The sequence below is a fragment of the Methylococcus mesophilus genome, assembly GCF_026247885.1.
In the GTDB taxonomy this organism is placed as follows: Bacteria; Pseudomonadota; Gammaproteobacteria; order Methylococcales; family Methylococcaceae; genus Methylococcus; species Methylococcus mesophilus.
In genome coordinates, this window is sequence record NZ_CP110921.1 from 150,953 (window position 1) to 175,382 (window position 24,430).

General features: G+C 63.8%; 25 protein-coding genes. 6 read left to right on the forward strand and 19 right to left on the reverse strand.

Annotated elements, in window-relative coordinates; all coding sequences use genetic code 11:
- Positions 1-2 precede the first annotated feature (2 nt).
- The gene (locus OOT43_RS00775; protein ID WP_218797788.1) at positions 3-605 is read right to left on the reverse strand and encodes a hypothetical protein; all 603 of its coding nucleotides are present in this window, start codon (positions 603-605) and stop codon (positions 3-5) included.
- A gap of 170 nt (positions 606-775) precedes the next feature.
- On the opposite strand from OOT43_RS00775, the gene OOT43_RS00780 reads away from it, so the two are divergent.
- The 4 genes from OOT43_RS00780 (at position 776) to OOT43_RS00795 (ending at position 2,951) form a co-directional block, all read left to right on the forward strand.
- Positions 776-1,273, forward strand: coding sequence for a hypothetical protein (locus tag OOT43_RS00780; protein WP_266022740.1), 498 nt, complete (start codon positions 776-778; stop codon positions 1,271-1,273).
- A gap of 7 nt (positions 1,274-1,280) precedes the next feature.
- A complete protein-coding gene (locus OOT43_RS00785; protein ID WP_266022741.1) occupies positions 1,281-2,048 on the forward strand; it encodes an NAD-dependent protein deacylase in 768 nt (255 codons plus the stop codon).
- Positions 2,045-2,314, forward strand: coding sequence for a hypothetical protein (locus tag OOT43_RS00790; RefSeq protein WP_266022742.1), 270 nt, complete (start codon positions 2,045-2,047; stop codon positions 2,312-2,314). Before OOT43_RS00785 ends, OOT43_RS00790 begins: the two co-directional genes overlap by 4 nt.
- Positions 2,315-2,381: 67 nt before the next feature.
- Positions 2,382-2,951: a Uma2 family endonuclease gene (locus OOT43_RS00795; RefSeq protein WP_266022743.1), complete on the forward strand. Its 570-nt coding sequence runs from the start codon at positions 2,382-2,384 to the stop codon at positions 2,949-2,951.
- Positions 2,952-3,038: 87 nt separating this feature from the next.
- Here the strand turns inward: OOT43_RS00795 and OOT43_RS00800 are convergent, their stop codons facing one another.
- The 9 genes from OOT43_RS00800 to OOT43_RS00840 all read right to left on the reverse strand — a co-directional run bounded on the left by OOT43_RS00800 (position 3,039) and on the right by OOT43_RS00840 (position 9,905).
- Complete coding sequence (locus tag OOT43_RS00800; protein ID WP_266022744.1) at positions 3,039-3,266, reverse strand: AbrB/MazE/SpoVT family DNA-binding domain-containing protein; 228 nt, start codon at positions 3,264-3,266, stop codon at positions 3,039-3,041.
- Positions 3,267-3,384: 118 nt separating this feature from the next.
- Positions 3,385-3,813: a hypothetical protein gene (locus OOT43_RS00805; RefSeq protein ID WP_266022745.1), complete on the reverse strand. Its 429-nt coding sequence runs from the start codon at positions 3,811-3,813 to the stop codon at positions 3,385-3,387.
- A gap of 65 nt (positions 3,814-3,878) precedes the next feature.
- Positions 3,879-4,469, reverse strand: a complete 591-nt coding sequence (locus OOT43_RS00810) for a hypothetical protein (protein ID WP_266022746.1) — start codon at positions 4,467-4,469, stop codon at positions 3,879-3,881.
- A gap of 16 nt (positions 4,470-4,485) precedes the next feature.
- Positions 4,486-4,890, reverse strand: a complete 405-nt coding sequence (locus OOT43_RS00815) for a type II toxin-antitoxin system VapC family toxin (protein ID WP_266022747.1) — start codon at positions 4,888-4,890, stop codon at positions 4,486-4,488.
- Positions 4,887-5,165: an antitoxin gene (locus tag OOT43_RS00820; protein WP_266022748.1), complete on the reverse strand. Its 279-nt coding sequence runs from the start codon at positions 5,163-5,165 to the stop codon at positions 4,887-4,889. Before OOT43_RS00820 ends, OOT43_RS00815 begins: the two co-directional genes overlap by 4 nt.
- Before the next feature lie 338 nt (positions 5,166-5,503).
- Positions 5,504-5,935, reverse strand: coding sequence for a hypothetical protein (locus OOT43_RS00825; RefSeq protein WP_266022749.1), 432 nt, complete (start codon positions 5,933-5,935; stop codon positions 5,504-5,506).
- Positions 5,936-6,027: 92 nt separating this feature from the next.
- Positions 6,028-7,122, reverse strand: a complete 1,095-nt coding sequence (locus tag OOT43_RS00830) for a helix-turn-helix transcriptional regulator (protein ID WP_266022750.1) — start codon at positions 7,120-7,122, stop codon at positions 6,028-6,030.
- Positions 7,123-7,194: 72 nt separating this feature from the next.
- Entirely contained in the window at positions 7,195-8,214 is a 1,020-nt protein-coding gene (locus OOT43_RS00835; RefSeq protein WP_266022751.1) for a helix-turn-helix transcriptional regulator, read from the reverse strand.
- A 224-nt stretch (positions 8,215-8,438) separates the two neighbouring features.
- Positions 8,439-9,905 (reverse strand): DUF2779 domain-containing protein, encoded by a 1,467-nt coding sequence (locus OOT43_RS00840; protein ID WP_266022752.1) that lies wholly within the window; start codon positions 9,903-9,905, stop codon positions 8,439-8,441.
- A gap of 239 nt (positions 9,906-10,144) precedes the next feature.
- On the opposite strand from OOT43_RS00840, the gene OOT43_RS00845 reads away from it, so the two are divergent.
- Both OOT43_RS00845 and OOT43_RS00850 read left to right on the forward strand, forming a co-directional pair.
- Positions 10,145-10,570, forward strand: coding sequence for a hypothetical protein (locus OOT43_RS00845; RefSeq protein WP_266022753.1), 426 nt, complete (start codon positions 10,145-10,147; stop codon positions 10,568-10,570).
- Positions 10,567-12,825, forward strand: a complete 2,259-nt coding sequence (locus tag OOT43_RS00850; protein ID WP_266022754.1) for an AAA family ATPase — start codon at positions 10,567-10,569, stop codon at positions 12,823-12,825. The genes OOT43_RS00845 and OOT43_RS00850 overlap by 4 nt, the downstream gene beginning before the upstream one ends.
- Before the next feature lie 22 nt (positions 12,826-12,847).
- On the opposite strand, the gene hypF is transcribed toward OOT43_RS00850, so the two are convergent.
- The 9 genes from hypF to OOT43_RS00895 form a co-directional block, all read right to left on the reverse strand.
- On the reverse strand, positions 12,848-15,100 hold the full coding sequence (hypF, locus tag OOT43_RS00855; RefSeq protein ID WP_266022755.1) for a carbamoyltransferase HypF: 2,253 nt from the start codon (positions 15,098-15,100) through the stop codon (positions 12,848-12,850).
- 8 nt (positions 15,101-15,108) lie between these two features.
- Positions 15,109-16,209 (reverse strand): hydrogenase formation protein HypD, encoded by a 1,101-nt coding sequence (gene hypD / locus OOT43_RS00860; protein WP_266022756.1) that lies wholly within the window; start codon positions 16,207-16,209, stop codon positions 15,109-15,111.
- A 12-nt stretch (positions 16,210-16,221) separates the two neighbouring features.
- A complete protein-coding gene (hypB, locus tag OOT43_RS00865) occupies positions 16,222-17,073 on the reverse strand; it encodes a hydrogenase nickel incorporation protein HypB (RefSeq protein ID WP_266022757.1) in 852 nt (283 codons plus the stop codon).
- Between the two features lie 35 nt (positions 17,074-17,108).
- Positions 17,109-17,462, reverse strand: coding sequence for a hydrogenase maturation nickel metallochaperone HypA (gene hypA / locus OOT43_RS00870; protein WP_266022758.1), 354 nt, complete (start codon positions 17,460-17,462; stop codon positions 17,109-17,111).
- Positions 17,455-17,691: a HypC/HybG/HupF family hydrogenase formation chaperone gene (locus OOT43_RS00875; protein ID WP_266022759.1), complete on the reverse strand. Its 237-nt coding sequence runs from the start codon at positions 17,689-17,691 to the stop codon at positions 17,455-17,457. The genes hypA and OOT43_RS00875 overlap by 8 nt, the downstream gene beginning before the upstream one ends.
- A gap of 112 nt (positions 17,692-17,803) precedes the next feature.
- Positions 17,804-19,276 (reverse strand): Do family serine endopeptidase, encoded by a 1,473-nt coding sequence (locus OOT43_RS00880; protein WP_266022760.1) that lies wholly within the window; start codon positions 19,274-19,276, stop codon positions 17,804-17,806.
- Between the two features lie 117 nt (positions 19,277-19,393).
- Positions 19,394-20,050, reverse strand: coding sequence for a CerR family C-terminal domain-containing protein (locus OOT43_RS00885; RefSeq protein WP_266022761.1), 657 nt, complete (start codon positions 20,048-20,050; stop codon positions 19,394-19,396).
- A gap of 54 nt (positions 20,051-20,104) precedes the next feature.
- Complete coding sequence (locus OOT43_RS00890; protein WP_266022762.1) at positions 20,105-23,272, reverse strand: efflux RND transporter permease subunit; 3,168 nt, start codon at positions 23,270-23,272, stop codon at positions 20,105-20,107.
- Complete coding sequence (locus tag OOT43_RS00895; protein WP_266022763.1) at positions 23,269-24,429, reverse strand: efflux RND transporter periplasmic adaptor subunit; 1,161 nt, start codon at positions 24,427-24,429, stop codon at positions 23,269-23,271. Before OOT43_RS00895 ends, OOT43_RS00890 begins: the two co-directional genes overlap by 4 nt.
- Between the last annotated feature and the right edge of the window lies 1 nt (position 24,430).

Below are 24,430 nucleotides of genomic sequence, written 5' to 3' on the forward strand. Positions count from 1 at the left end.
GGTTACCGCTCCGAAGTCTTCTTGCACAGCGTCAGGTTCTCACCGCCGGCCGCCAGCCAGGCCATGATCGCGGGAGAGAGTTTGTGCGCCTGTTCCCGCAGGCTGGAGGTGGCGCCGCCGTTGCCGCGGTCCTCGGCATTCTTCTGCAATCCCTCCAGCAGCTGATCCAGCGTTTTCTGGGCCAATTGCGCTTTCAGGGTCTGCTCCGCCAGCGCCTTGTTGAGCTCGACCACGCGCTGATCGGCGTCCAGCACCCGGCGGTCGGCCTCCTCGACCTGCCGCTTGAGCTGCTCGTATTTGTCGATCACCTCGGCGGGGGCTTGCGGGCGGACTGCCGTGACAGCGGCGGTGCTGGTCTCCTGAGACGGCGAGGGGAGCCTGACGCGAATGCCCATGAGGTCGGACAGCAGAACGGCGGCGGTGGCCAGAACCACACCGGTGAGGAGACCGGAGGAGAATTTCAGCGCCGAAGCCGGACGGCGGGGTGGGGGAGACGAGTTCGGCTCCAGCGGGAACGGTAGGTATTGGGCCGGATTTGGCCGGGCGTGGCGGCGATCGACTTCACGGATCGATTTGGGCAGGAAATAGCCGGCTTCGCGGTTCATGACGGTGCTCCCTGGAAATAAGGAGCACTCAGCCTAGCCGCACCGGGCGTCGTTTCAGGTCGCGTACGAATTTCCGCGCCGGATGCGACCTGAAACGACGCGGCTCCTCCGTAGGCTATATCCCGAGGGCGCGAACCGCCCGGATCGCAACGACAACGTCAGGAACTAACATGATGGAAACACGCAACGAAGAACACGCCAGCGAACATGCCGCCGCCGTCGGCGCCATCGCCACGGCAGCCGCCCGTGGCGAACTGGACATGGACAGGCTCGGGGAAATACTGTCCGGCCACTATGGGGAGGTCAACTGCTACCCCGGCAAACCGACCAACGCCTGCCACAATGTGGCGTACTTCATCGCCCTGGAGGGGCTCGCCGGGAGCCGTCTCCGGAGCGACGCCCGGTGCGATGAATGGGAGCGCGAATTTCGCCACCATCACCGGTTTCACGGCGGAGACTGGTACGGCATCGCCTACATCCTCGACCGCTTCGTCCGCCACATGCAAGGCGGCTGCGCCGGCATGACCCGCCAGGCCGTCATCATCACCGACGCCTGGGACCCGATCGCCTATGGCTACTGGCGGGCGAACATCGCCCAGATCCGCAAAACCGCCGCGGTCGAGATTCACCTGGTCGGCGATGGCGGCTTGAAACAGCGCATCCTGTAGGCACCCCATGGAATTCTCCGACGAACTGCTGGCCTCCCTGCGTGACGCCCGCCACATCGCGGTGTTCACCGGCGCCGGGGTGTCCGCCGAGAGCGGCATCCCGACCTTCCGCGACGCGCTGACCGGGCTCTGGGAAAACTACGACGCCTCCACCCTCGCCAGCCCCGAAGGCTTCGCGGCCGACCCGGCGCTGGTATGGGGCTGGTACGAATGGCGGCGGACGCGGGTGCTCCGGGCCGAGCCCAACCCCGCGCACTACGCCATCGCCGCGCTTGCGGCGGACTGTCCCCGCCTGACGCTCATCACCCAGAACGTCGACGACCTGCACGAACGCGCCGGCAGCGCCGATCCCATCCGTCTGCACGGCAGCCTGCACCATCCGCGCTGTTCCGCCTGCGAGGCGCCATATAGGCTGCCGCCCGGCATTCCCGACGAACCCGAAGGCGGCCGGCGTGTCGACCCGCCCCGCTGTGCCCGGTGCGGTGCGCCGGTAAGGCCCGGCGTGGTCTGGTTCGGCGAAAACCTGCCGCAGGCGGCCTGGGACGCCGCGCGCCAGGCCGCCGAGGTGTGCGTTCTGATGTTCTCCATCGGCACCTCCGCCCTGGTCTGGCCCGCGGCCCAGTTGCCGGCGCTTGTCGCCCGGCGCGGCGCCACGGTGGTCCAGGTCAACCCCGCCGAAACCGCCCTGGACGGACATGCCGGCTACAATCTGCGGGGCGCGGCGGGCAAGGTCATGCCGCTGCTGCTCCAAGCCCTCCGGAGATCACGCCCATGAAGATCAAACTCCTGGCTGGAGCCGCCCTCGGCATCAGCCTGGCGGCCGCCGCCGACGATCCCGCCCGCTGCTACAACATCCGCGATCCCGATCTGCGCAACGCCTGCCTCGCCGACACCCGCGGCGACAAGAGCCGCTGCTATTCGATCCAGGACGCCGACGCCAAACAGCTCTGCCTCGCCCGCCTCACCGGCGACAAATCGCGCTGCTACAACGTTCGCGACAAGGATCTGCGCGCGGCCTGTCTGGCGGGGATGGGGCGCTGAGCTTGCGGCAAGCCCCCGCCGGTTTCAGAATCGGCTCTCCAGACGCAGAACCGCAGAAAACGACCGTATGACAGCTCCCGCCGAACGCCTCGCCACCTATCAAGACCTGTTCGATCTTCCGGACAACGTGATTGGCGAGATTCTGCACGGTCAGATGATCACCCAGCCGCGGCCCGCGCCTCGGCATGCCCGCGCCGCCTCGGTCCTCGGCGGGGACTTGATGAATCCGTTCGACCACGGCAGAGGCGGCCCCGGCGGCTGGTGGATACTCTTCGAGCCGGAGCTCCATCTCGGCGCGCATATCCTGGTCCCCGATCTCGCGGGCTGGCGGCGGGAGCGGATGCCCGTGTTTCCGGACGAAGCCTATTTCACGCTGGCGCCGGACTGGGTCTGCGAAGTGCTCTCGCCTGGCACCGCGCGGATCGACCGCGTGGTGAAGATGCCGCTCTACGCCGAACACGGCGTCGGTTGGCTCTGGCTGGTGGACCCGGATCAGCGCACACTGGAAGTGTTCCGGCTGCACGAAGGCCATTGGCTGATGGAACAGGCCTGGCAGCAGAACGAAGAGGTCGGCGCCCCGCCCTTCGGCGAATGGCGGTTTGCGCTGGCGGATTTATGGGTGCCGGACGCGACCTAGCATCCGCCCGCTCCGTTCACGGTCGGCGCGGCTACAGTTGTGTCATATGGGTCAAGGCGTCAGCTTCGTCGACCCCGGTGAATACGGTCACTTGGCGAGTTCCCGAAGCACATTGCGCCGCCGCTTCATGATTTCCTCGGCCTCGCTCATTTGCCGCTCGAAGCCGGGATCGTAGCCCAAGATGTGGAAGCCGTCGGGCGACTCGGCCAGGAACACAGCGTCGCCCTTCTCCAACTTCAGCCGCGCCAAGACTTCTTTGGGCAGAATCACTCCGACGGAATCGCCGATCTGGGTCAGTCTGAGGGTGTAGTGCATGGCGGCTCCCGGTCGATGTTATAACGACAGCTATGCTACCGATTACAGGCTGGTTGTGGAAACAAAGCAACGTATGCCAATACCCTATGCCATCCGGTTCCTATGGTACTTCAAACGCTCAGAACGTTTCCGCCCAGCGTTCCCAGAATCCCGGTTCATCGTGATGCGCATTTTTCATGGCGCTTTCCAGCGACAAATACCAAAATTCCACCTGTGGTTGCCGCATGCTGCCATCCGGATTTTCTAGGAAATCCCGTAGGAAGCAATAGCGTTGATCGCTCTCGTCAAGCGGTATATCGATATATATCTGTCCCCGATAGGACCTAAGGGAATTCTCATTGGCAAAATCCCCGCAGGGCTGCCAAGTGTAGCCATGTTCTTCCAGCCATGCGAGCACTCGCTGGCGTACGGCGTCATGGCGATATTCATAATTGCGCTCCGATTCGGGACGGAATCCATGAGCGCTATCAGGATGGAAAGTCAAATACAACACGCCTCGTTTCTTTTCACGGGCGATGGCATCGATGTGCTGAATGAGTTGTGGCATAGCGGCGGCTCCGAAGGGGAATACGTTCTAAGTATACGATTGCAACTGGTTGTTAGTTTGGCGGCTCACTCCTTGGGCAGTTCCTTGTGCGCGTCGACGACGGTGTAGGTTGTCTTTGGCTTGGAGAGATTTTTTGTAAGCTCATCTATTAGCACGCCCACAAATGTGCCGCCCGCGCCGATAACAACCCAGAGCGGCACGCCGATGCCGCCACCAAGCGCCGCAATACCAGCGCCGGCACTGCCGACCGTTGCGACGGTGGTGATAACCGCGCCAAGACCAAGACGTGATCCCCAAGAGCGCTCATCCCAACCAACGCGCTTCAGCTCGCGAGACATTACCTTGATGAGCGGTGATATTGCCTTGCATTCGTTGGTGATTTTGACCGCCGCTGTGGCTTTTTTATGAATGGGTAGATTGCTCTCGCGAAATTGAACCAATCGCTGCGCCCACGACAGTAATAGCTGTTGCTCATCCGGAGTGGTTGCCCGAACCACTGACTGAGCGACCGATGAGTGACTTGCCTGCTCTGTATCCTCAACCACGAATCTCTCTTGACAGGGTAACAACGGTTTTACCACCGCTATATTACCGCGGCAGCCGAATTTGAGGTAAGGGATATCGGTTACTCCACTGTTCATGGGGAAGGCTTTCAACAGAAACTCGGGCCCGTCACGATCCGCGCGTCCAATTTTCGACCGCCAAGCCCGGATAGCCGGTGAAATCGGCCTCATTGTTGGTGACCAGGACAGCGCCCAGGCTCACGGCATGCGCGGCGATCAAGCGATCCAAGGCATTCCGGCGGCAACCCGGCACCGCGGCGCGCAAAGCCCCGTAGGCGAGCGCGGCGCCCTCGTCGAAAGGCAGGAACGGCACCCGCTTGAGGAACAACTCCAGAACCCGCTCGTTGTGCTGGCGCGTATCCGTCAGTTTTTCGATCCCGACCCGAAGCTCAGCGTAGGTAATGACCGAAATGCCGACATCCCCGACCTTGAGCGCACGGAATCGTGAAGCCAGCGCCGGGGGCTGCCGGTGTATCAGATAGATGCAGATGTTGGTGTCGAGCAGGTACTTCATTGTTCAAGCCGTTCCTCCTGGATTGAGAACGGGCCGAAGGTTTCCCAGTCCCGATCCCGTTCCGGCGACTCCTCGCGCCCCTCAAGCATGAATTCGGGGGAAAACATCGCCAGAATGTCCGTCACGTCCGCCAGGCTCTCCTGCGCCACGGGCCGAATCACGAGCGTGTTGCCTACCCGTTCGATTTCGACCTGCTGCGCCACTTCGGCAATGGCCAGTTCCTTGGGAATCCGGATGGCGAGAGAATTCCCGCTTTTGAAAATTCGGGTCAGCATCGTTTCATCCTCAAAAGTATGTATATCCATGATATACACCCTGCAAGCAGACAGCAATGCGGGAAGAGCGGCAGACCCTTATCGTCTTATAGACCGCGGCTCCCGCTGTCGCAGACGGCGGCTATGCTGGAACGCCCATTCCCGCGCATCCGTCCAATGCCAAACAGAAACGACCCGTCCCGACCAGCAACCAAAGTCCCGAGCCCCGCGGAACGCGCAGCCCTGTGCCGCCTCAACGCCTATTTGGCAGAACTGGAGAACCTCATCGTGACCGAGGCGATAGTCGCCGATCGGGCTTTGCTGGCGCGCAAACACGATCCCGCCGATCCGATGAACGATTACGTTGCACTTGGTACTTTAAACTGCCTAATAAAGTTAGTCAGGACGGTCTGGAGATCATGCTTAAGATTCTTGATTTCTCCAATTTGTTGTTTTAAATAGATGAAGTTACCGTCCACTATAGTCGGCTCATTTAGCTCGTACCCCCTGGTTTTTACATCAGTTTTTCGTTGTAGCTCAAGTTCAGCCATCAAGAGGGTTTGGTTGTCTCGAAAATCGATGTATAACCAAAGCGTCCCTACATCTTTTTCATCCTTATCTCGAATCCATATATATGATCCCACCCATGCCCTATCGTATTGCCATGTCCGTTTTCCGTCGGTCTTGGGGTGAATTTCTATATTGATCGAGTCGCGGTGTAATTGTGCATTGAATACCTGGCCGATTTCATTGATGTTATCTGTCAAGACTTGTTTGGTGATGTCCGCCATAATGCTACTCCCTCGATATATCGCACGGATTATATTAAGATATGGAGTGCCTGGATTGAACATTGCATCTAGAAAAGAGGAATCATTCGCATTCATTTTGTTCTCTCCGCAAATTCATTCAAGTAGTCTGCCGCTCGCGAATTAGGCTGATGTCTGTCGATATTAAGATTTAATACACTAACTTCAAGAAGTCCTGTCAATAATAATAAGGAAGTCTTAGTGTAGATTGAAAAATCTCCGCCAATTTGGGAAATGATGACTCGTAAGTTTTTTAGAAAATCTTCCCATTGAACAAAATCAAATCCGTAGGCTGACGAATTGGCTGAAACACCATTTACCAGTGCTACAGGAGAAAATGATTTGTATATCTGTTCTAAGGAGAGTAAGTACCCTACATTCTTTAACATGTCAGCATTGTTTGCGTGCGTCAATTTGGTTTCGATGATAAGAGCTTCGTCGTCAGGATAGACGGCTGCGATATCCAAGCGGCCTTGTTTGTTTAAATGGCCGTGATCAACAAACAATTCCCTATAAACAGTTTTAGGATATTCAGCTGAGCTCTTCTTGGCGTTTCTCCCAAAAGCCCTGAATGATGAGTTTTTTGGGAGTAATTTGATAATTTCAGCCAATACATCGTTTACCTGGTTTTCATTTTTTAGCTTGATGGCTCTATAGATATTACTGTATAGGAGCGGCTCACTGCCTAATTTTGCTTCGGATATGGATACGATATTATTAAGTTGCCTTGATAATTCATCTTCGTAATTTTTATGTGCCAATAAAATTGATTTAATTATGTCGGTTGGAAACGGAATCGATCCTAATTTATCCTGCAGGCAAGATTGTTCGGCGGTTAATCTGTCGTCGATAGAGCCTTGTCTAAAATTTTTTCCAAGTGCTGAATACGTAAAAATAAGTTGCGTTAGCTTGTAACCTTCAATATGTTTTAAATGCATATATCGCCTTTTCCATTCTTCAATGTCTACGGCACTCCACAAAGGCGATGCAGCGGTTATTTGAACAGGGGGGGGGAAACCCAGGTAACGAGTGGTGTGCCACCTACTCGTCGTGCTTGGACTGCTGCCTAGGAAACGAGCAACATCGCGTAGAGAAAGAAGTTCAAGTTTATTTGGAGACATGATGGCCATAGAAAAAATAATGTTCGAATGAAAAACATCGTTCCACATGAAAATTCTAGCAATCGATTGGTCGAATTTCAAGACCGCTGGGAGACCGATGCTAGTGAACAAACCTAGAGTCTAGAAGAGATATTTTTTCCGTAGCCAACACGTCTGCTCCGCCATCGCCTCGCGCAGCTCGGCGGGTTCGAGCACTTCCACGTCGGCGCCGAAGGAGCAGAGCCACCATTTGAGCTGGCCGGTGTGCAGGACGGTGGCGGTGAGCACGAAGTGGTAGGGATCGCAGGGCTCCACCTTCTGGTCGTCGGAAAGGGGGGTGTCCAGCAGGTGCTGGCCGACGGGGTTGTAGAACCGGGCGACGAGGCGGATCGGTTCGAGGCTGCCGCCCATGCCGAACAGGCCGTCGGCGATGGCGCGGTCGAGGTCGAAACCCGCGGGACGTTCGGCGGGGGCGTCCAGCCGCTCGGCGTTCTTGAAGCGGTGGAGGGCGACGACCCGCGGGTCGTCGTAGCCGTCGTAGGTGCAGACCAGGTAGATCGAGACGCCGCGCTGGACGAGGGCGAGGGGGTGCAGGGTGTATTCCACCGGTTCGTCCTGCCAGGGCTTCTGGTAGTTCACCCGGAGCTGTTGGCCGCGGTCCAGGGCCTCGAACACGGTGTCGCGCACTTTCGGATCGACCTGCGGCGGCAGCAGCGGCTGCCAGGCGGGCAGGGTGCGTATCTTGTCTTGCCAGTGGCGGCGACCGGGGTTCCTGGCTTGATCGGCCTCGATTTTTTCTTCGGCGTGACCGAACACCGCTTGCAGGGGTTCGAGGTGTGCGGGCGGCAGCAGGGGGGCGAGCTGTTGCTTGACCAGGGCGAGGGTCTGGGCTTCCCGCAGCGTCAGGCCGGGGAGGTCGAGCGAGGCGCCTTTTCCCCAGCACCAGCCGTAAGGTGTGCCTTTGTCGTTGCAGTGGAGGGGGAATTGCTGGCCGAGTGTGTCGAGGGCGCGTTCGACCCAGCGTTTGCTGATGCGCTTTCCGAGCCGTTCGCTGAGCTTGGCTTGCAGTTCGCTGGCGGTGGCCTGGGCGGGATGCTTGGGGATCAGCTTCAGCAGCTCGAAATACTGGGTGAGGGATTCGCCGTATTGTTTTCTGGCCATGGGGTTGATTGTTGCGTGTCGGTTTCAGAGAGTTTGGGGATTACTAAGCGTTAAGAAAGAAAAGTCACTCGTCACCTCGGCATGGATTCGGCACGCGCTCTGGCGTGTGCCGAGGTCCAGGTTATATGGATGTATCAGCTTTGCCATCCCTGGCTTCTGGATTCCGGCAATCCATGCCGGAATGACGAGCGATGCGACATTCATTTCTTTAGTAAAAAGCATCGTCACTCTGGCCCAGAGGGTGAGGGTGCGCCGGCTCTGCCTTCCAGGTACCAGGCTAGGCGGACCATGGCGAGGGTGTCGAGCCGGCAATAGTCGAGCAGGTTCCGCCGCAGTTCGCCGCGGCGCTGCGGGACCGTGCCGGGGTCGATGAGTTCGGCGTAGGCTTCCTGGGCCATGGCGCCGTGCTGGACTTGCAAGGCCGTGTAATCGAGGTCCGGGGCGAGGGTGGGCAGCACGCTCTTGATCGACCAGGAGCCGTCCATGCCGGGATGATAGTAGTGATTGCGGACGAGAGGCAGCAGGTCGACCATGCGTTCGCCGATCGCCAGCAGCGGCGCGGACAGGTCGGGGAAATCGCTTGCCAGTTCGTTCGTGCGGGTACGTTCGAAGCCGATGTGGTAGACGAACACTGGGCCGCTTTCGCCGAGTGGGGCGATCAGGGCCTCGGCGAAGCGGCGGCGCGGGTCGTCGCCGCTGCCGTCGAGGAATTCCAGGTGGCGCAGCTCGCCCGGCGCGTCCTCGACATGGCAGGACCATTGGAACACGAGTTGCTGGTAGGGTCGGGTGCTGGCCCAGCGCGGCACGGCGAACTGGATGCTCTCGAAGTCCAGGTAGTAACGGGGGTATTCGTGTCGGGACAGGGCGGCCGCGGCGGCGGGATCGAGCTCGGCTTCGCCGCTGAGGGCGACCCGGTGGATGCGCCGGTGTTTCGGTTTGGCGAGGCGTTCGGCAGGCACGTCGCGCAGATCCCGGTAGCCTTCGGCTTCGAGTTCTTCGATCAGCTTGCCGGGGTACGGCAGCAGCCGCAGCGGAAACTCCGATTCCGCGGGTAGCCCAGCGGCTTCGGCGCAATGGCCGAGGAAGGGGCAGGCGTAAGGGGCATGGCATTGCACCCCCGGCGCGATGGCCGGTTCGCCGCGTTCGAGCGTGGCGCGGGCGGCGGCGATACAGCCGGGAATCTGCGAGATCAGCGGCTGGAGGGCTGCGGTCAGATCGACATGCCGCAGCAATCCGCGGTAGTCGCCGCCGCCGGGATAGACGAAGCCGCTGTCGACATGGGCCAGCTCGACCCGGTTCAAGCTCAGGCCGGCCTGGCGGCAGACCCAGGCCTGGATGGCGCAGTCGCTGAGGTGATAGTCCTTCACCCTTGTGCTGGCTTTCACTTCGACCAGCCGGTGCTCTCCCTCTTCCGGTATCAGCACGTCGGCCCGGATCAGCACGCCCTCGTGCTCGAAGGTGGCTTCGAACAGCGTCCGGTTCAGTTGGGAGGCCAGCGCCAGCCGGGTGTCGGCCAGGGCATCCGCCAGGTTGGCGCCGTCGATCAGCCAGCCGTCCGGATACAGCGTCCGCGCCGCTTCGCCGATACCGTAGCCGTGTTGGATGGCGATGGCCGAGGCATCGGCCCATTCGGTCAGCTCCGGCCGATGAACCTGCAGCCAGAGGCGTTTCGGGCACTGTCGGTGAGCCATCAGTTTCGATTTGGACAAGCCGTAGGCCACGTAATACGCCTCCCAGGAATGAGGATTTCAGTTTAGCCCCACTCGCGTCAGCACACGTCGCGCCCGGCTTTCGACGGTGAGTGGGCAGGGCGCAGGCCTACCGGCGAAACCGTGACGCAACGAGTGCGACTTCAACTGTCGTGGCGATCACATTCAATGGTTCTCCGCCACCCGGCACACGATCCACCCTGCCCTTGGAGAGACACACCATGGCCCGGAAACCTCAACATCTGTCCTCCCGCGAACTGCTCGAGCGCATTGGCCTGAGCGAGGACAATCCCATCCCTTTGCTCGAGGATGAGCCGCTGGACGGCATGCGGGGCGACATCGCCGCGGCCCTGCGAACGCGCTACCGCCTGTTCTTCCAGACTCACCGCTTTGCGCCGGGCGATCTGGTGACGTGGAAGCCCGGCCTGAAGAACAGACGGATTCCCCGGTACGGCCAGCCGGCGGTCGTGGTCGCCTTGCTGGAGCCGCCGGTCCTCGACCATGAGGAGGAAAGCGGCAGCACCTACTTCCGCGAACCGCTGGACCTGGTGCTAGGCGTGGTCTGGGACCGCGATCCCGGACGCGGCGAATTCGTCACCTTCCACTTCGACAGCCGCCGCTTTCAACCCTGGAGGGACAACGCATGACACCACCGACGCATCGAAGCCTGTGGCGCGCCGACTTCGTCGCCGTGCCTCCGGTCGAACGCCGTTTGGCGCGGTACGCGCTGCAGTTGTTCCGGCACGATCCGCAGCGTGCCCTGAATCTGTCGGACCATGAGGTGCTCGGTGCCTTGTGGCGGCTGACGGCGCCGCTGCTCGATCCGCGGGCGGCCCGTGAACTCATGGGTTGTTCCGAGGAGGAGGTCCCATGGGCTGCCGAGGCTTTGGAGTCGGAATCGCTCTCGAGGGAAGAGGTCGTCCGGGATCTGGAGGCGGCCTTTGCCCAGGACCGGAACGAACCGGCCCGGCCCGCGCCGGTCGCCGAACGGCGGCAGCGCTGCCGGGCGGTGTTCGAGACGCTGCCGCAGCAGATTGCGAGGCGTCTGGCCGAGGCCGACGGCGCGGCGCCGACGTCCTCTACCGTCGCGACCCTGGGCCAGGCCCTGGGGCTGAGCGCCACCGAGGTCCTGATCCTCGAGTATCTCGAACACCGGGAATTGAGCCGCCCGCTCCGTGTGTTGCTGCGTGCCGAGCCGGGCGCTAGATACGCAGGACGCGCCGTTGGCCGGCTCAACCTCGCACGTCTGGCTGCCATGCTGGGCGTGGAGCAGGAAGCGATGCGGGGTGCCCTGGCCAGGCTGGCACCGTTGCAGTCGTTGGGGCTGGTTGAGTGCGATTTCGAGCTTCAGAGAGATATGGAGGATTTCCTCAGCCCCACCGCCTTGCTGCGCCGGGTGCTCGAGGCCGCTCCGCCGGATGCCGACGCTCTGCTGGCCGAGCTGATCGAACCCGCGCCCGCCGGTGTCTGGCCGTTGGAGGCTTTTCCCCATTTGCGGGACACGACGGAGCGACTGCAGGGGGTATTGGGTCGCGCCGCGGCGGAGGGGGCGGTGGGAATCAATCTGCTGTTCTACGGCCCGCCCGGCACCGGCAAGACGGAGCTGGCGCGCGCGCTGGCCCAGGCTTCCGGACTGCGCGCCTACCAGGTCAGGAGTAGCGATGACGAGGGCGACGGATTGAATCGCGAAGGCCGGCTGTCGGCTTACCAGCTCGCGCAGCGCCTGCTCGCCCGGCGGCGGGACGCCATGCTGATCTTCGACGAGGTCGAGGACGTGTTCGAAATGTCCGACCCGCTGTTTTCCTGGATGCGCGGACGCGGCGCTACCGGCCGCCAGAAGGGCTGGATGAACCGCATCCTGGAAGAGAACCCGGTGCCGGCGATCTGGGTCACCAACGCCACGGATTGCTTCGATCCGGCTTTCCTGCGGCGCTTCCTGCTGCCGGTCGCCTTCGTTCAGCCACCGCGCTCGGTGCGCCGGCAGATGGTGGAGTCTCACTTCGGCGAGTGCGCGGTCCCGCCGTCGTTGCTGGACGAGCTGGCCGATGACGCGGTGCTTGCCCCGGCCCAGTTGGGCTCGGCGCGCCGATTGTGGGAGCTGCTGCCGGAAGCACCGCCCGAGGAGACGATCCGGGCCGGCGTGGCCGCGCTGCGCACGCTGTTGCACGGGTCGCCCTCGCCCCGCCGGCGCCGGGCGGACACCCGGTTCGATGCGGCCTTCCTGAATCTGGCCGGCGGAGTGAGTCCCGGCGCCATAGTCCGGGCTCTTTCGCAGCACGGCCACGGCAGCCTGTGCTTCTATGGCCCGCCGGGCACCGGCAAAACCGCGTTCGCCGAAATCCTGGCCGAGGCGCTCGACAGGGAACTGGTGGCGCGCCAGGCTTCGGACCTGCTTTCCCCCTTCGTGGGCGAAACCGAGCAGAATCTGGCCCGTCTGTTTCTGGAGTGCGATCCCTCGCAGTCGGTCTTGCTGCTCGATGAGGTCGACAGCTTCCTGACCGACCGGCGCCAAGCGCAACGGTCCTGGGAGCGCACCCAGGTCAACGAGCTGCTGCAGCAGATGGAGCGCTACCCCGGCATCTTCATCGCTGCCACCAATCTGATGAGCGGCATCGATGCGGCGGCCTTGCGCCGGTTCGATTTCAAGTTGCATTTCCGCGCCTTGACCCCCGCGCAGCGGCTCGCTCTGTTTGCGCGGGAGGCTTTCGGGGATGCCACGGCGCCGGTGCCGGCGGACCTGATCTATGCGCTGGAGGGCTTAGAGGGCCTCACGCCCGGCGACTTCTCCGCGGTCACACGCCAGTGCACGCTGCTCGGCGAGCGGCTGACCCCGGAGCAGTTCCTGCGCCGACTGGCGGCGGAATGCCGGCTGAAGCGGACGGAGCCCCTGGAGGAGGCTTGATAAACCGACAGTCGGCCCGGCATCAAGCGGGGCTGGACGCGCGGCCGGCGCCGGCGGTCTCGACGATCTGGCCGTAAGCGATCGCGGCATCGTTGACAGGAAGGCTGGCGGGCAGGACGACTTCGAATCCGTCGGCCCGCAGCAGACCCGCGGTCAGTTCGGCGAGAATACGGTTCTGGAACACGCCGCCGGTGAGGCCGGCCAGGTTTACGCCCGATTCGCCACGGATCGCTCGGGCCTGGGCCAGGACCGCGCGGGCCAGGCTGGTATGGAGCAGGGCGCTGCGGTAGCCGGCCGGTTGGCTCCCGTCCATCAAAGCGGGCAGCAGGGGGCTCCAGTCGGCGCGATACAGGCCGTTCTCACGCCGCAGCGGCAGTTCGATGAAATCCGCCGTGTCGCCGGCCAGCGCTTCCAGCCGCATACCGGCCTGGCCTTCGTGGCTTTGATTCAGCGTGACGCCGAGCAGGGCGGCGGCGGCGTCGAACAGACGTCCGGCGGAGCTCGTGTAGGGACTGTTGATCCCGCGTTCCCAGACGTGCCGATACGGCGCGGGGTCCACCGGGCAGCCGGACCAGTCCAGCCCCGCTTCCCAGCAGGCCGCGAGCGCGCAGCGCCAGGGCTCGGCGCTGGCCTTTTCGCCTCCGATGAGCCGGAACGGCCGCAGGCTTCCGACCCGGCGCCAGCCGCCGGGCCGGCCGAGCAGGGTTTCGCCGCCCCACAGGGTGCCGTCGCCGCCGAAGCCGGTGCCGTCCCAGGCGAAAACCAGGATGTCGCCGCCCGGCCCGAACTCGCCGTAAAGCGCCGAGGCGTGGGAGTGGTGGTGGAGGACGCGGTGGATTTCGAGCCCGCAGGCCCGGGCCCAGCGACTGGAGAAGTAGTCGGGGTGAGCGTCGCAGACCACCCGCTTCGGCTCGATCCCGTACAAGGCGGACAGCTCCCGAATCAGTTGCTCGAATACGTCGAGGCTGCGCGGCGCGCCGAGATTGCCGAGGTGCGGGGAGACGACCGCGCGGTCTTCGAAGGCCAGGGCGATGGTGTTCTTGAGATCGGCCCCGAGCGCAAGAGTGGGTTCGGCCACCGGGTAGCGGAGACGCATTTCGAGCGGCGCCGTACCGCGACCCAGCCGCAAGGGCCGCATACTCCCGGCGCTGCGGCGGTAAACCGAGTCGTCGGCGGGCCGGCGGATCGGCCGGTCATGATGCAGGAAGGCATCGGCGACGTGAGCCAGCCGGCGCTCGACTTCCGCGCCGTCCGTCAGCACCGGCTCGCCGCTCAGGTTCGCCGAGGTGGCGACCAGCGGCGCGCCGTAATCCCACGCCAGCAAGTGATGCAGCGGGCTGTAGGGGTACATCAGGCCGATCTCGTCCAGGCCCGGCGCGATGAGGCCGGACAGATCGCTGTCGACGGAGCGCTTGAGGATGACGATGGGCCGGAGCGGGGATGCCAGCAGTTCGCGTTCGTCAGGGCGCGGCTCGGCCAGGCGTGCCAGCCAGTCGATCCCTTCGCCTTCGAACCAGGGGATCAGCACCGCGAGGGGTTTGTCCGGGCGGCGTTTGCGTTCGCGCAGGCGCCTGACGGCGGCATCCGAGCGGGCGTCGCAGAGGAGGTGGTAGCCGCCGACGCCTTTGACGGCGACGACCTGGCCTTGCCGTAGGGCTTCGATGCAGCCCGAGAGCGCCGGTTCGTCGACGCATGCGGACGGCTCGCGAAATTCCAGCACCGGCCCGCACCGAGGACAGGCCAGCGGCTGGGCGTGGTAGCGCCGGTCGTGAATGTCTTCGTACTCGCGCCGGCAGTCCTCGCACAGCGGGAAGTCCGCCATCGCGGTGTTCGGGCGGTCGTAGGGCAGCCGGTCGATGAGGGTGTAGCGCGGCCCGCATTGGGTGCAGTTGATGAAGGGATACCGGTAGCGGCGGGCGGCGGGATCGCGCATTTCGTCCAGGCAATCGGCGCAGACGAAATGGTCCGGCGGCACGTGGATGGGCGTTTCGTTTCCGGAATCGCTGAGCAGGATTTCGAACCCGGCGTAGCCCCGGAATTCGGCGGGCAGGCGAACGGGCGGCTGCGGATCGGCCAGCGGCGGGGCACGGGAGACCAGTGCGTCGATGAGCCGCTCGATCGCGGCGGGCTCGCCTTCGGCGTGGATCTCGACGCCGCCGCCGCGGTTCCTCACCCAGCCGGCGAGGCCGAATTCGCGGGCGAGCCGGCAGACGAAGGGACGGAACCCCACGCCCTGCACACGGCCGCGGACCTGGATGCGCTGGGCGGTCCGCATGCGGGCTTTCAGGCGGCGGCGGAGTCCTTGCGCACGCCGGCCGCCCACCAGATGCGGCAGGCGCCTTCGTCCGAGACCATGCAGGGGCCGACCGGGCTGCGGGGGGTGCAGGGTTTGCCGTAGATGCGGCACTCGTCCGGCTGGATCTTGCCGAGCACGACGCGGGCACAGTCGCAACCCGCCGGCATCTCGCCGGCATGGCGCCGGTCGCCCGCGTTGTAGTCGGGGAAATGCAGGCGGGCGTCGTGCGCGGCGAATTCCGGCTTCAGCGCGTAGGCCGAAGCCGCGATCGGCCCGATGCCGCGCCAGTTGCCGGCGGCGACGTCGAAGCTGCGGTCCAGGAATTCCCGAGCCTTCGGATTGCCCCCCGGCTTCACCGCCTCCGGATAGCAGTTAGCCAGCCGCGGCGTTTCCTCCAGCCACTGGACGATCGTCGAATGCACCGCCTGGAGCAGGCTGGCGGGGGTGAAGCCGGCGATTGCCACCGGCAAGCGGTAGTCGTCGGCAACGAAGTCCCACTCTTCCGGCCCCATCACCGTGGCCACGTGGCCGGGCGCGACCAGGGCGTCCAGCACGCATTCGTCGGAATCGAGCAGCAGCTTGACTGCCGGCCAGGTCAACCGGCCGCTGCACAGGATGTAGAGGTTGTCGGGCAGGCCTTCCGCCATCAGGGCGGCGACCGGCGCCATGGTGGTTTCGAAGCCGACCGCGAACAGTACCACCGGCTTGCCGGCCGCCTTTTCGGCGATGATCCGCGCCTCGATGGGCGAGGCGATGGGCCGGATGTCGGCGCCCGCCGCCTTGGCCTGTTCCAGCGAGCGCACGGCCTGGCGCCCGAGGTTGACCGGCACCCGCAGCATGTCGCCGAAGGTGGCGACGACGGCATCGCCCTCGAGGCCGAGCCGGATGGCTTGGTAGATGTCTTCTTCCGGGCAGATGCAGACCGGGCAGCCGGGGCCGGGGATCAGGCGGATGGCCTGCGGCAGCGCGGTACGCAATCCCGCCATGCTGATCGAGCGCTCGTGCCCGCCGCAGACGTTCATGATGCGGATCCCGTCCGGAATCGGCAGCTCCCTGATCCGCTCCAGCCAAAGCCGTCCGTCGCTCATCGCCCGGCTCCTTCAGGCCGTTTCGGGCTTCGGTGCGGGCTTGAAACGGACGTCCGGCTTGGCGAGGCCATGCAGCCTCCGGCCTTCGGACTGCACCGCCGGGCTCAGGCTGCGGTTTTCGCGCCGCAGGTTCCGGTAGTGCTCCAGCCGACGGTTCAGCCAGTCCAGCCATTCCTTCATGCCTTCGCCGGTCTTGGCAGCAAGGCGCAGCACCGGCGCGTTCGAGGCCAGGTTGCGCAGGCAGGCTTCCGCCCGTTCCGGGGAGAATTCCTCGAGCACTGCCAGGAGATCGGTCTTGCTGAGGACCATGGCGTCGGCCGCCCGGAACATTACCGGGTACTTGGCCGGCTTATCGTCGCCCTCGGTGACGGACAGCAGGGTCAGATTGAGATGATGGCCCAGGTCGAAACTGGCGGGGCAGACCAGGTTGCCGACGTTCTCGATGAACAGGACATCGATGTTCTCCAAATCGAGCTTGGGCAATACATTGGCGACCAGATGCGCGTCGAGATGGCAGGCCGTGCCGGTGGTGATCTGGTGCGCCTCGACGCCCAATGCGCGGATGCGCGCCGCGTCGTTTTCGGTTTCCAGGTCGCCTTCGATGACGGCGATGCGCAGGCCGCCGTTCAGCGCCTTGATGGTCGCTTCCAGCAAGGAAGTCTTGCCTGAGCCGGGCGAGGACATCAGGTTGATGACCAGTACGCCGTGCCGGTCGAACAGGGCGCGGTTCGCCTCGGCCTGGGCGTCGTTGTGCTGGAGCAGTTTGTTCAGGACGGAGACGGCGGTGACTTTGGCGTGCGAGCCGTCGGCGCGCAGCAGATGGCGGTTGCCGTCGGTGATGTTGCAGCCGCAGGTGTCGCACATGGTGGGCTTACCTCATACAGTCTCGAAAAGCGGATTCAGTCTGCGGCCTGCAGCAATTCGACCCGGGCCAGGATCATTTCGTCGCCGGCGATCAGCGCCGTGTCGGTGCCGGAGCAGGCCGGACAGCGCAGGTCGCTCGGCCCGGCGTCCGCCTCCAGGCCGCAAGCCCGGCAGCGTATCCTCGGCTCGATCCTCTCCGTGCGCAGACGCGCATGCTCGGCGACCGTGCCCAGCCGCGCCATTTCGAAGGCGCTTTCCAGGAGGCCGGGTTCGACGCCGGAGAGCGATCCGATCCGCAGGACGATGGTGTCCACCCGTTCGGCCTCGTGGCTGCGGGCTATGGCTTCGACCTGGTCGATCAGCTCCATGCAGATCGACAGTTCATGCATCGGCATCGCTCGCGGCGAGGATCTGGTCGAACAGCTCCCAGGTCGCCTCGGCATCCTCCCGGCTGATCTTCTGGATGGCGTAGCCGACATGGACCAGGACGAAGTCGCCGGGGACGATGCCTTCGTCCTGCAGCATGAACAGACTGACCTCCCGCTCGACGCCGCGCGCCGTGCAGCGCGCGGAAAAGCCGTCGAGCCGGGTGATCTGCATCGGGACAGCGAGACACATGGCCGTCTCCTAAAGCCCGCGGACCGGATCCGCGGTCGGTTCGATTCGGAACATGGTCTGCTTGAATCCTCGGAGCCGGTTCAAATGCCCGTCAATATACACCGCTTCGGATTCAGCCTAAATCCAGCGGCACGAAAATCCTCGTACCGCCGCGCTGCACCAGCAGGGCCACATGTTTGTCCACCCGGTCCGCCAGTTCGCGCAATTCACCGGGATTGGACACCGTATGGCCGTTAAGCGCCAGTACCACGTCGCCCGGCCGGATGCCGGCGCGTTCGGCCGGCCCCGTGATCGCCTCGACCAGCACGCCGCCGTCGACGGCCGCCGCCCGCTGTTCTTCCGGCGACAGAGGCCGCACCGCCAGCCCCAGCCGGCCCTTGGCCAAGCCGTTGCTGGGCGCGGCGGCCTGCTGCGCGTCGGGCATTTCGCCGACCTGGACCGTCACCTCGTCGCGCCTGCCGTTGCGCCAGAGACCCAACCTGGCCTCGCTGCCGGGCTTGATGTCCGCGACCAGCGGAGGCAACTGGCCGGAATTCTCGATCGGTTGGCCGTTCAGGCTCAGGATGACGTCGCCCGGCTTGATACCGGCCTTGGCTGCCGGTCCGTCGTTCGGCACCGAATCGACCAGGGCGCCCGTGGGCCGCTCCAGGCCGAAAGATTCGGCCAGCGACTGGTTCAATTCCTGGATGCCGACGCCCAGCCGCCCGCGGCTGACCTTGCCGTCCGCCAGCAACTGTTTTTCCACCTTCAGTGCCACATCGATGGGGATGGCGAACGACAGGCCCTGGTAGCCGCCGGTGCGGCTGTAGATCTGGGAATTGATGCCGATGACTTCACCGTTCAGGTTGAACAGCGGGCCGCCGGAGTTGCCGGGATTCACCGCCACGTCGGTCTGGATGAACGGGACATAGGTCTCCTCGGGCAGGCTGCGCGATTTGGCCGAAATGATGCCGGCGGTCACGCTGTTCTCGAAGCCGAACGGCGAGCCGATCGCCACGACCCAGTCGCCGGGCCCGGACTGCGCCGGCTGCCCCAGCGGCACCACGGGCAGGTTGTCGGCCTCGATCTTGAGCACGGCGACGTCGGTCGGCTTGTCCACGCCGACGATCTTGGCCTTGTATTCACGGCGGTCGGTCAGCTTGACCGTGACTTCCTGGGCACCGTCCACCACATGGGCATTGGTCAGGATCAGCCCGTTCGGACGGATGATGAAGCCCGAGCCCAGTCCGTGCGTGGGAGCACCCTCCCCACGGGGAATCTGTGGCTGGAACCGCCGGAAAAATTCGCCGAATGGATCGTTCGGGTCGAACTGGGGCGCATCCGGCATGTTGACTCGGGCGGTGCCGCTCACGCTGATGTTGACGACCGCCGGTCCGTTGCGCTGAACGATGGTGGCGAAATTGGGCAGGGGCAGCGCGGCGGAGGCCGAGGGCGGCATCGCCGGCTGCTGAGTCGCCTGGGCCATCGGCTGGACCTGGGCCGACTTCGGCACCAGGGTGTAATCTCCGTAGCGGGCATAGCCTGCGCCGAGGGCGGCAATGACGGATGCGGCAATCAAGGTGGGACGCAGTATGTTCGTTTGCATGGCGGTATTTTCCTCACGAATCAGCGGCAATCGCTGCTTGGTGATCACGATAAGGCGGGAAACTTAAAACAGGCTTAACCGGAAATCCGAACCGCGGTGAACTCTCCGGCCATCGTGTCAGGAGCCGGCTGGCTCCGGGTGCAGATGCTTCAGTGCCGCGATCGAAAAGCGGGCGATGTGCTCGGCGGTCTTTTCGATTTCTTCCGGCGTGGCGATGATCTCCGGATAGACCCGGTCGATCAGCGAGCGGGAGTGCCGGTACATCAGGCACTGTCCGACGATGCTCAGGCCCAGGCGGTGCATGTCCGCTTCGCTGTAGCCCGGCCCGACCAGCGTGGCGACGATGCCGTGCAGAATCGAGCAGTGCGGCTTCATGGTGGTTTCGATGACCTGATCGAGCGCCGCCGTCGGATCAGCAATCTCGCGCCCAATCAGCTTGCCGTGCCGGCCCAGATGGGTCTCGTCCAACAAGCGTGCCAGAAAGTTTGAGATGAAATGGCGCAGCCGCGTTTCGGGGGGGAGGTCCGGATCGCTGGCCAGTGTGTCGGGATAACGCTCGTGCGCTTCCCGGAAGGCGAAGCTCAGAACTTCGGAGTAAAGCGCCTCTTTGCTCCGGAAGTAATAATTCACGGAAGCGGTGTTCGCTTCCGCTCGGGCGCAGATTTCCCGCACCGTTGCGTCGCGAAATCCTTTGTCGGCAAACACGTCGAGCGCGGCCTGGAGCAGCCGTTCGCGTGTCGGATCGTGGCAAGGCGCCGCGTTCAAGGCACACATATTGTTATGTTTATTGGGGTTCCAACCATATTGTTCAATCGGGCGACACGCATTTCAACCTTCGCCGGGGGACACCTCCGCGGCGCGGCCGTGACTCCGGTCGGCCATCTTTTGCAGAACATAGTAAAACACCGGGGTGAACAGCAGGCCGAACACGGTGACGCCGAGCATGCCGAAGAAGACCGGCACCCCCAGGGCCTGCCTCATCTCGGCTCCCGCTCCGGTCGCGAACATCAATGGCAAAACGCCCATGATAAACGCGAACGAGGTCATGAGGATCGGACGGAACCTGAGGCGGCAGGCTTCGAGAGCCGCCGCCAGCGCATCCACCCCCTCTTCGCGCCGGGCCTTGGCGAATTCGACGATCAGGATGGCGTTCTTGCTCGCCAGCCCGACCAGCACCAGCAGGGCGATCTGGGTGAAGATGTTGTTGTCGCCGCTGCGCAGCCACACCCCGCCCAGCGCGCACATCAGGGTCATGGGCACGATGAGCACGATCGCCAAAGGCAGGATCCAGCTCTCGTACAGAGCTACCAGGACCAGGAACACCAGCAGGCTCGAGAGGGCGAACACGTAAGTAGCGGTGTCGCCGGCCAGGATTTGCTGGTAGGTCAGCTCGGTCCACTCGAAATCCATGGACAGCGGGATGGTCCTCCGCACCAGATCCTCCATCAAGGCCACCGCCTGCCCCGAGCTGACGCCGGCCCCGGGAGAGCCGTTGATCTCGGCGGCAGGGTACATGTTGTAGCGGAGCACCCGGTCCGGCCCGCTGATTTCCCTTACCGCCATCAGCGCGGCCAGCGGCACCATGTCCCCGGCGGCATTGCGGGTCTTGAGCCGGCCGATGTCCTCTGGCTCGCGGCGGAATTCGCCGTCGGCCTGGGCCGTGACCTGGAAGGTGCGTCCGAACAGATTGATGTCGTTGACGTAGAGCGACCCGAGATAGATCTGCATGGTGTCGAATATCTCCGACAGCGGGATGCCCTGGGACTTGGCCTTGACCCGGTCGATGTCGGCGTAGAGCTGCGGAACGTCGTTCTGAAAGCTGGTGAACAACCCCTGCAAGCCTGGCGTTTGCCGGCCCGCGTTGAGCGTGGCCTGCAGCGCACCGTTCAGCGCATCGAAACCCTCGTTGCCGCGATCCTGGATCTGCAGCTTGAAGCCGCCCAGGCTGCCCAGGCCCAGAATCGGCGGCGGGGGAAAGATGCCGATGAATGCCTCCTTGACGCCGCCGAGTCTGGGCTGCAGCTCGCCCAATATGCGCTGGGCGGACAGGCCCTGGGCTACCCGCTCCTCGAAGGGCTTCAAGGGCACGAAGATGGTGCCGGCGTTGGAAGTGTTGGCACCGCTGACGACCGAAAAGCCCGGAAAGGCCACCGTTCCCTTCACGCCCGGCTGGGCCAGGATGATTTCGGAGGCTCGGTGCAGCACTGCGTCGGTCCGCTCCAGCGAGGCGGCCTCCGGCAGTTGCGCGAACACCACCAGATAACCCTTGTCCTGCATCGGAATGAACCCGGCCGGCACCCGCTGAAATTCGAACCCGGTAAAGGCGAGCAGTCCTGCGTACAGCGCCAGTACCAGGCCGGACAGCCGCAGCAGCCGTTTGACCAGCTTGGCGTAACCGCTGGAGCTGGCATCGAAGCCGCGGTTGAACCAGCGGAAGAACCAGCCGAACAGGCGGTGGATCCAAACGCTCAGGCGGTCTTCGCGGGCGTGGTGCGGCTTGAGCAGGACTGCGGCGAGCGCAGGGCTGAGGGTCAGGGAGTTGAACGCGGAGATCAGGGTGGAAGCGGCGATGGTGACGGCGAACTGGCGGTAGAACTGGCCGTTGATGCCCGCCACGAAAGCCGCCGGAATGAACACCGCACCCAGTACCACCGAGATGGCGATGATCGGGCCCGTCACCTCCCGCATCGCCTGGCGCGCCGCCGCCTTGACCGAAAGTCCGAGGCCGATGTGGCGCTCGACGTTCTCCACCACCACGATGGCATCGTCGACGACGATGCCGATGGCGAGCACCAGCCCGAACAGCGAGAGGTTGTTCAGCGAATATCCCATGGCCGCCATGACCGCGAAGGTTCCGACGATGGAGACCGGCACGGCCAGCAGCGGAATGATCGCCGCGCGCCAGGTCTGCAGAAACACCAGCACCACCAGCACTACCAGGGCCAGTGCCTCGAAGAAGGTGCGGGTGACGGCATCCAGTGATTGCTCGACGAAGATCGTGGTGTCATAGACGATCCGGTAGTCCACTCCTTCCGGAAACCGCTTCTTCAGGGTCTGCATCGTGCTCTTGACCAGCTTGGCCGTATCCAGGGCATTAGCGCCGGGCCGCAGCGAAATCGGTATGGCGACGGCGTCTTCGTTGCTCAGCTGGCTGCGCAGGGAATAGCGGTTGGCGCCCAGCTCGATCCTGGCGACGTCGCGCAGACGCACCAGGCTGCCGCCTTCGCCGTACTTGACGATGATCGCGCCGAACTGTTCGACGCTGGCGAGGCGACCCATGGTGTTGACGTTGAGCTGGAAGTCCGGGCTGCCGTCCAGTGGGGGCTGCCCGATCACGCCTGCCGGCACCTGGATGTTCTGTTCACGGATGGCGCGCACCACGTCGCCTGCGGCCATGTTCAGGGCCGCGATCCGGGTCGGGTCGAGCCAGACCCGCATGCTGTAATCGCCGGCGCCGAAGGTTCTGACGTCGCCCACCCCCGGCAGCCGCAGGATCCGGTCGCGGATGTTGAGCAGCGCGTAGTTGGAAAGGTAAAGCTGGTCGTAGCGCTGGTTCGGCGAAACCAGATGGATGACCAGCAGGATGTCCGGAGAAGACTTCTTGGTCGTCACGGCCTGCCTGCGCACGTCCTCCGGCAGCTTGGGCGCGGCATTGGATACCCGGTTCTGCACCTGCATCTGGGCGATGTCCATGTCGGTGCCGATCTCGAAGGTGATCGTGAGCTGCATCTGCCCGTCGCTGGTCGATTGCGAGGACATGTACAGCATATGCTCGACCCCGTTGACTTCCTGCTCGATGGGGGCGGCCACCGTCTCGGCGATGACTTTGGGGTTCGCGCCGGGATAGGTAGCCGACACGACGATGGTCGGCGGCACCACTTCCGGATACTGTGCAATCGGCAGGGCGAACATCGCGATTCCGCCGATCAGTACCAGGATGACGGAGAGGACGATGGCGAAGCGCGGCCGGTCGATGAAGAAGTGAGCGAATTTCATCGGCCCGCCCCCGGCTTCGCGCCCGGCATGTCGATGCGGGTGGCGTCCACCGGCGCGCCGGGCCGGACGAACTGCAGCCCGTTGACGATCACCCAGTCGTCCGGCGACAGGCCGTCCGACACGATGCGCAGGCCGTCATGCAGCCGGCCGGTGACGACGGGACGGTATTCCGCTCGGTTTTCGGCAGTCACGACCATGACGTATTTCTTGCCCTGATCCATCGCAATCGCCCGGTCGCTGACGAGCAGGCCCCGGTAGCGGCTGCCGCCCGGAATCCGGACCCTGGCGAACAGCCCCTGCTCCATGAGTCCGTCGGGATTGGCGATGACGCCGCGGGCGCTCACGGTGCCCATGTCGGCGTTGACTTTCGGGTCCACGTAGTCGAGATAGCCGCGATGCGGGTAGCCCTGCTCGTCCACGAGCCCCATTTCGAGCGGCGTTTCGTTCTTCCTTTCGCCGTCGATTTCCAGGCGGCGGTACTTGAGCAGGGCGCGTTCGTCGGCGTCGAAATAAACGTACATCGGATCGACCGAGACGATGCCGGCCAGCACCGTGGAATCGGCTGTAACAAGGTTGCCTTCAGTGATCAGCTTACGGGAGATGCGCCCGTCGATGGGCGCGCGGACCTGGGAGAACTCCACGTTGAGCCGGGCCAACTCGACCTCGGCCTGGGCCGAATCCACGTCCGCCGTGGCCTGGACCAGGCTCTGGTGGCGGGTATCGTATTCCTCTTCCGAAATCGCCTGTTCCTTCAGTGGACTCTCGGCCCGCTGGAGATGGTTCTGCGCCAGTTTGAGCCTCGATTTGGCCCGCTCGAGTCCGGCCTGCGCCTGCTGGAGTTGCGCCACATAGGGCCGAGGGTCGACGACGAACAGCAGATCGCCTTTCTTGACCCGGCTGCCGTCGGCGAAAAGGATTTGTTTGAGGTAACCGGAAACCCGGGCACGGACCTCTACGGATTCCACGGCCTGCAATCGGCCGGTGTATTCGTCCGTCTCGGCGATTTCCCGCTGTACTGGCCGGCTCACCTCCACCTTCGGTGTCGGGAGGCCCGCCATGCCGCTTTCGCCGCCGCCGCAGCCGGCGAGCTGGAGCAGGGCGATCGCCGCCACAATGTGAACCGTCGAGACGGCGCGGGAAGGTATGATGTTGTTCACG

Coding starts and splice junctions, on each gene's coding strand:
- OOT43_RS00775 (WP_218797788.1), bottom strand. CDS start 605: ATGAACCGCGAAGCCGGCTATTTCCTGCCCAAATCGATCCGTGAAGTC.
- OOT43_RS00780 (WP_266022740.1), top strand. CDS start 776: ATGATGGAAACACGCAACGAAGAACACGCCAGCGAACATGCCGCCGCC.
- OOT43_RS00785 (WP_266022741.1), top strand. CDS start 1,281: ATGGAATTCTCCGACGAACTGCTGGCCTCCCTGCGTGACGCCCGCCAC.
- OOT43_RS00790 (WP_266022742.1), top strand. CDS start 2,045: ATGAAGATCAAACTCCTGGCTGGAGCCGCCCTCGGCATCAGCCTGGCG.
- OOT43_RS00795 (WP_266022743.1), top strand. CDS start 2,382: ATGACAGCTCCCGCCGAACGCCTCGCCACCTATCAAGACCTGTTCGAT.
- OOT43_RS00800 (WP_266022744.1), bottom strand. CDS start 3,266: ATGCACTACACCCTCAGACTGACCCAGATCGGCGATTCCGTCGGAGTG.
- OOT43_RS00805 (WP_266022745.1), bottom strand. CDS start 3,813: ATGCCACAACTCATTCAGCACATCGATGCCATCGCCCGTGAAAAGAAA.
- OOT43_RS00815 (WP_266022747.1), bottom strand. CDS start 4,890: ATGAAGTACCTGCTCGACACCAACATCTGCATCTATCTGATACACCGG.
- OOT43_RS00820 (WP_266022748.1), bottom strand. CDS start 5,165: ATGCTGACCCGAATTTTCAAAAGCGGGAATTCTCTCGCCATCCGGATT.
- OOT43_RS00825 (WP_266022749.1), bottom strand. CDS start 5,935: ATGGCGGACATCACCAAACAAGTCTTGACAGATAACATCAATGAAATC.
- OOT43_RS00830 (WP_266022750.1), bottom strand. CDS start 7,122: ATGTGGAACGATGTTTTTCATTCGAACATTATTTTTTCTATGGCCATC.
- OOT43_RS00835 (WP_266022751.1), bottom strand. CDS start 8,214: ATGGCCAGAAAACAATACGGCGAATCCCTCACCCAGTATTTCGAGCTG.
- OOT43_RS00840 (WP_266022752.1), bottom strand. CDS start 9,905: ATGGCTCACCGACAGTGCCCGAAACGCCTCTGGCTGCAGGTTCATCGG.
- OOT43_RS00845 (WP_266022753.1), top strand. CDS start 10,145: ATGGCCCGGAAACCTCAACATCTGTCCTCCCGCGAACTGCTCGAGCGC.
- OOT43_RS00850 (WP_266022754.1), top strand. CDS start 10,567: ATGACACCACCGACGCATCGAAGCCTGTGGCGCGCCGACTTCGTCGCC.
- hypF (WP_266022755.1), bottom strand. CDS start 15,100: ATGCGGACCGCCCAGCGCATCCAGGTCCGCGGCCGTGTGCAGGGCGTG.
- hypD (WP_266022756.1), bottom strand. CDS start 16,209: ATGAGCGACGGACGGCTTTGGCTGGAGCGGATCAGGGAGCTGCCGATT.
- hypB (WP_266022757.1), bottom strand. CDS start 17,073: ATGTGCGACACCTGCGGCTGCAACATCACCGACGGCAACCGCCATCTG.
- hypA (WP_266022758.1), bottom strand. CDS start 17,462: ATGCATGAACTGTCGATCTGCATGGAGCTGATCGACCAGGTCGAAGCC.
- OOT43_RS00875 (WP_266022759.1), bottom strand. CDS start 17,691: ATGTGTCTCGCTGTCCCGATGCAGATCACCCGGCTCGACGGCTTTTCC.
- OOT43_RS00880 (WP_266022760.1), bottom strand. CDS start 19,276: ATGCAAACGAACATACTGCGTCCCACCTTGATTGCCGCATCCGTCATT.
- OOT43_RS00885 (WP_266022761.1), bottom strand. CDS start 20,050: ATGTGTGCCTTGAACGCGGCGCCTTGCCACGATCCGACACGCGAACGG.
- OOT43_RS00890 (WP_266022762.1), bottom strand. CDS start 23,272: ATGAAATTCGCTCACTTCTTCATCGACCGGCCGCGCTTCGCCATCGTC.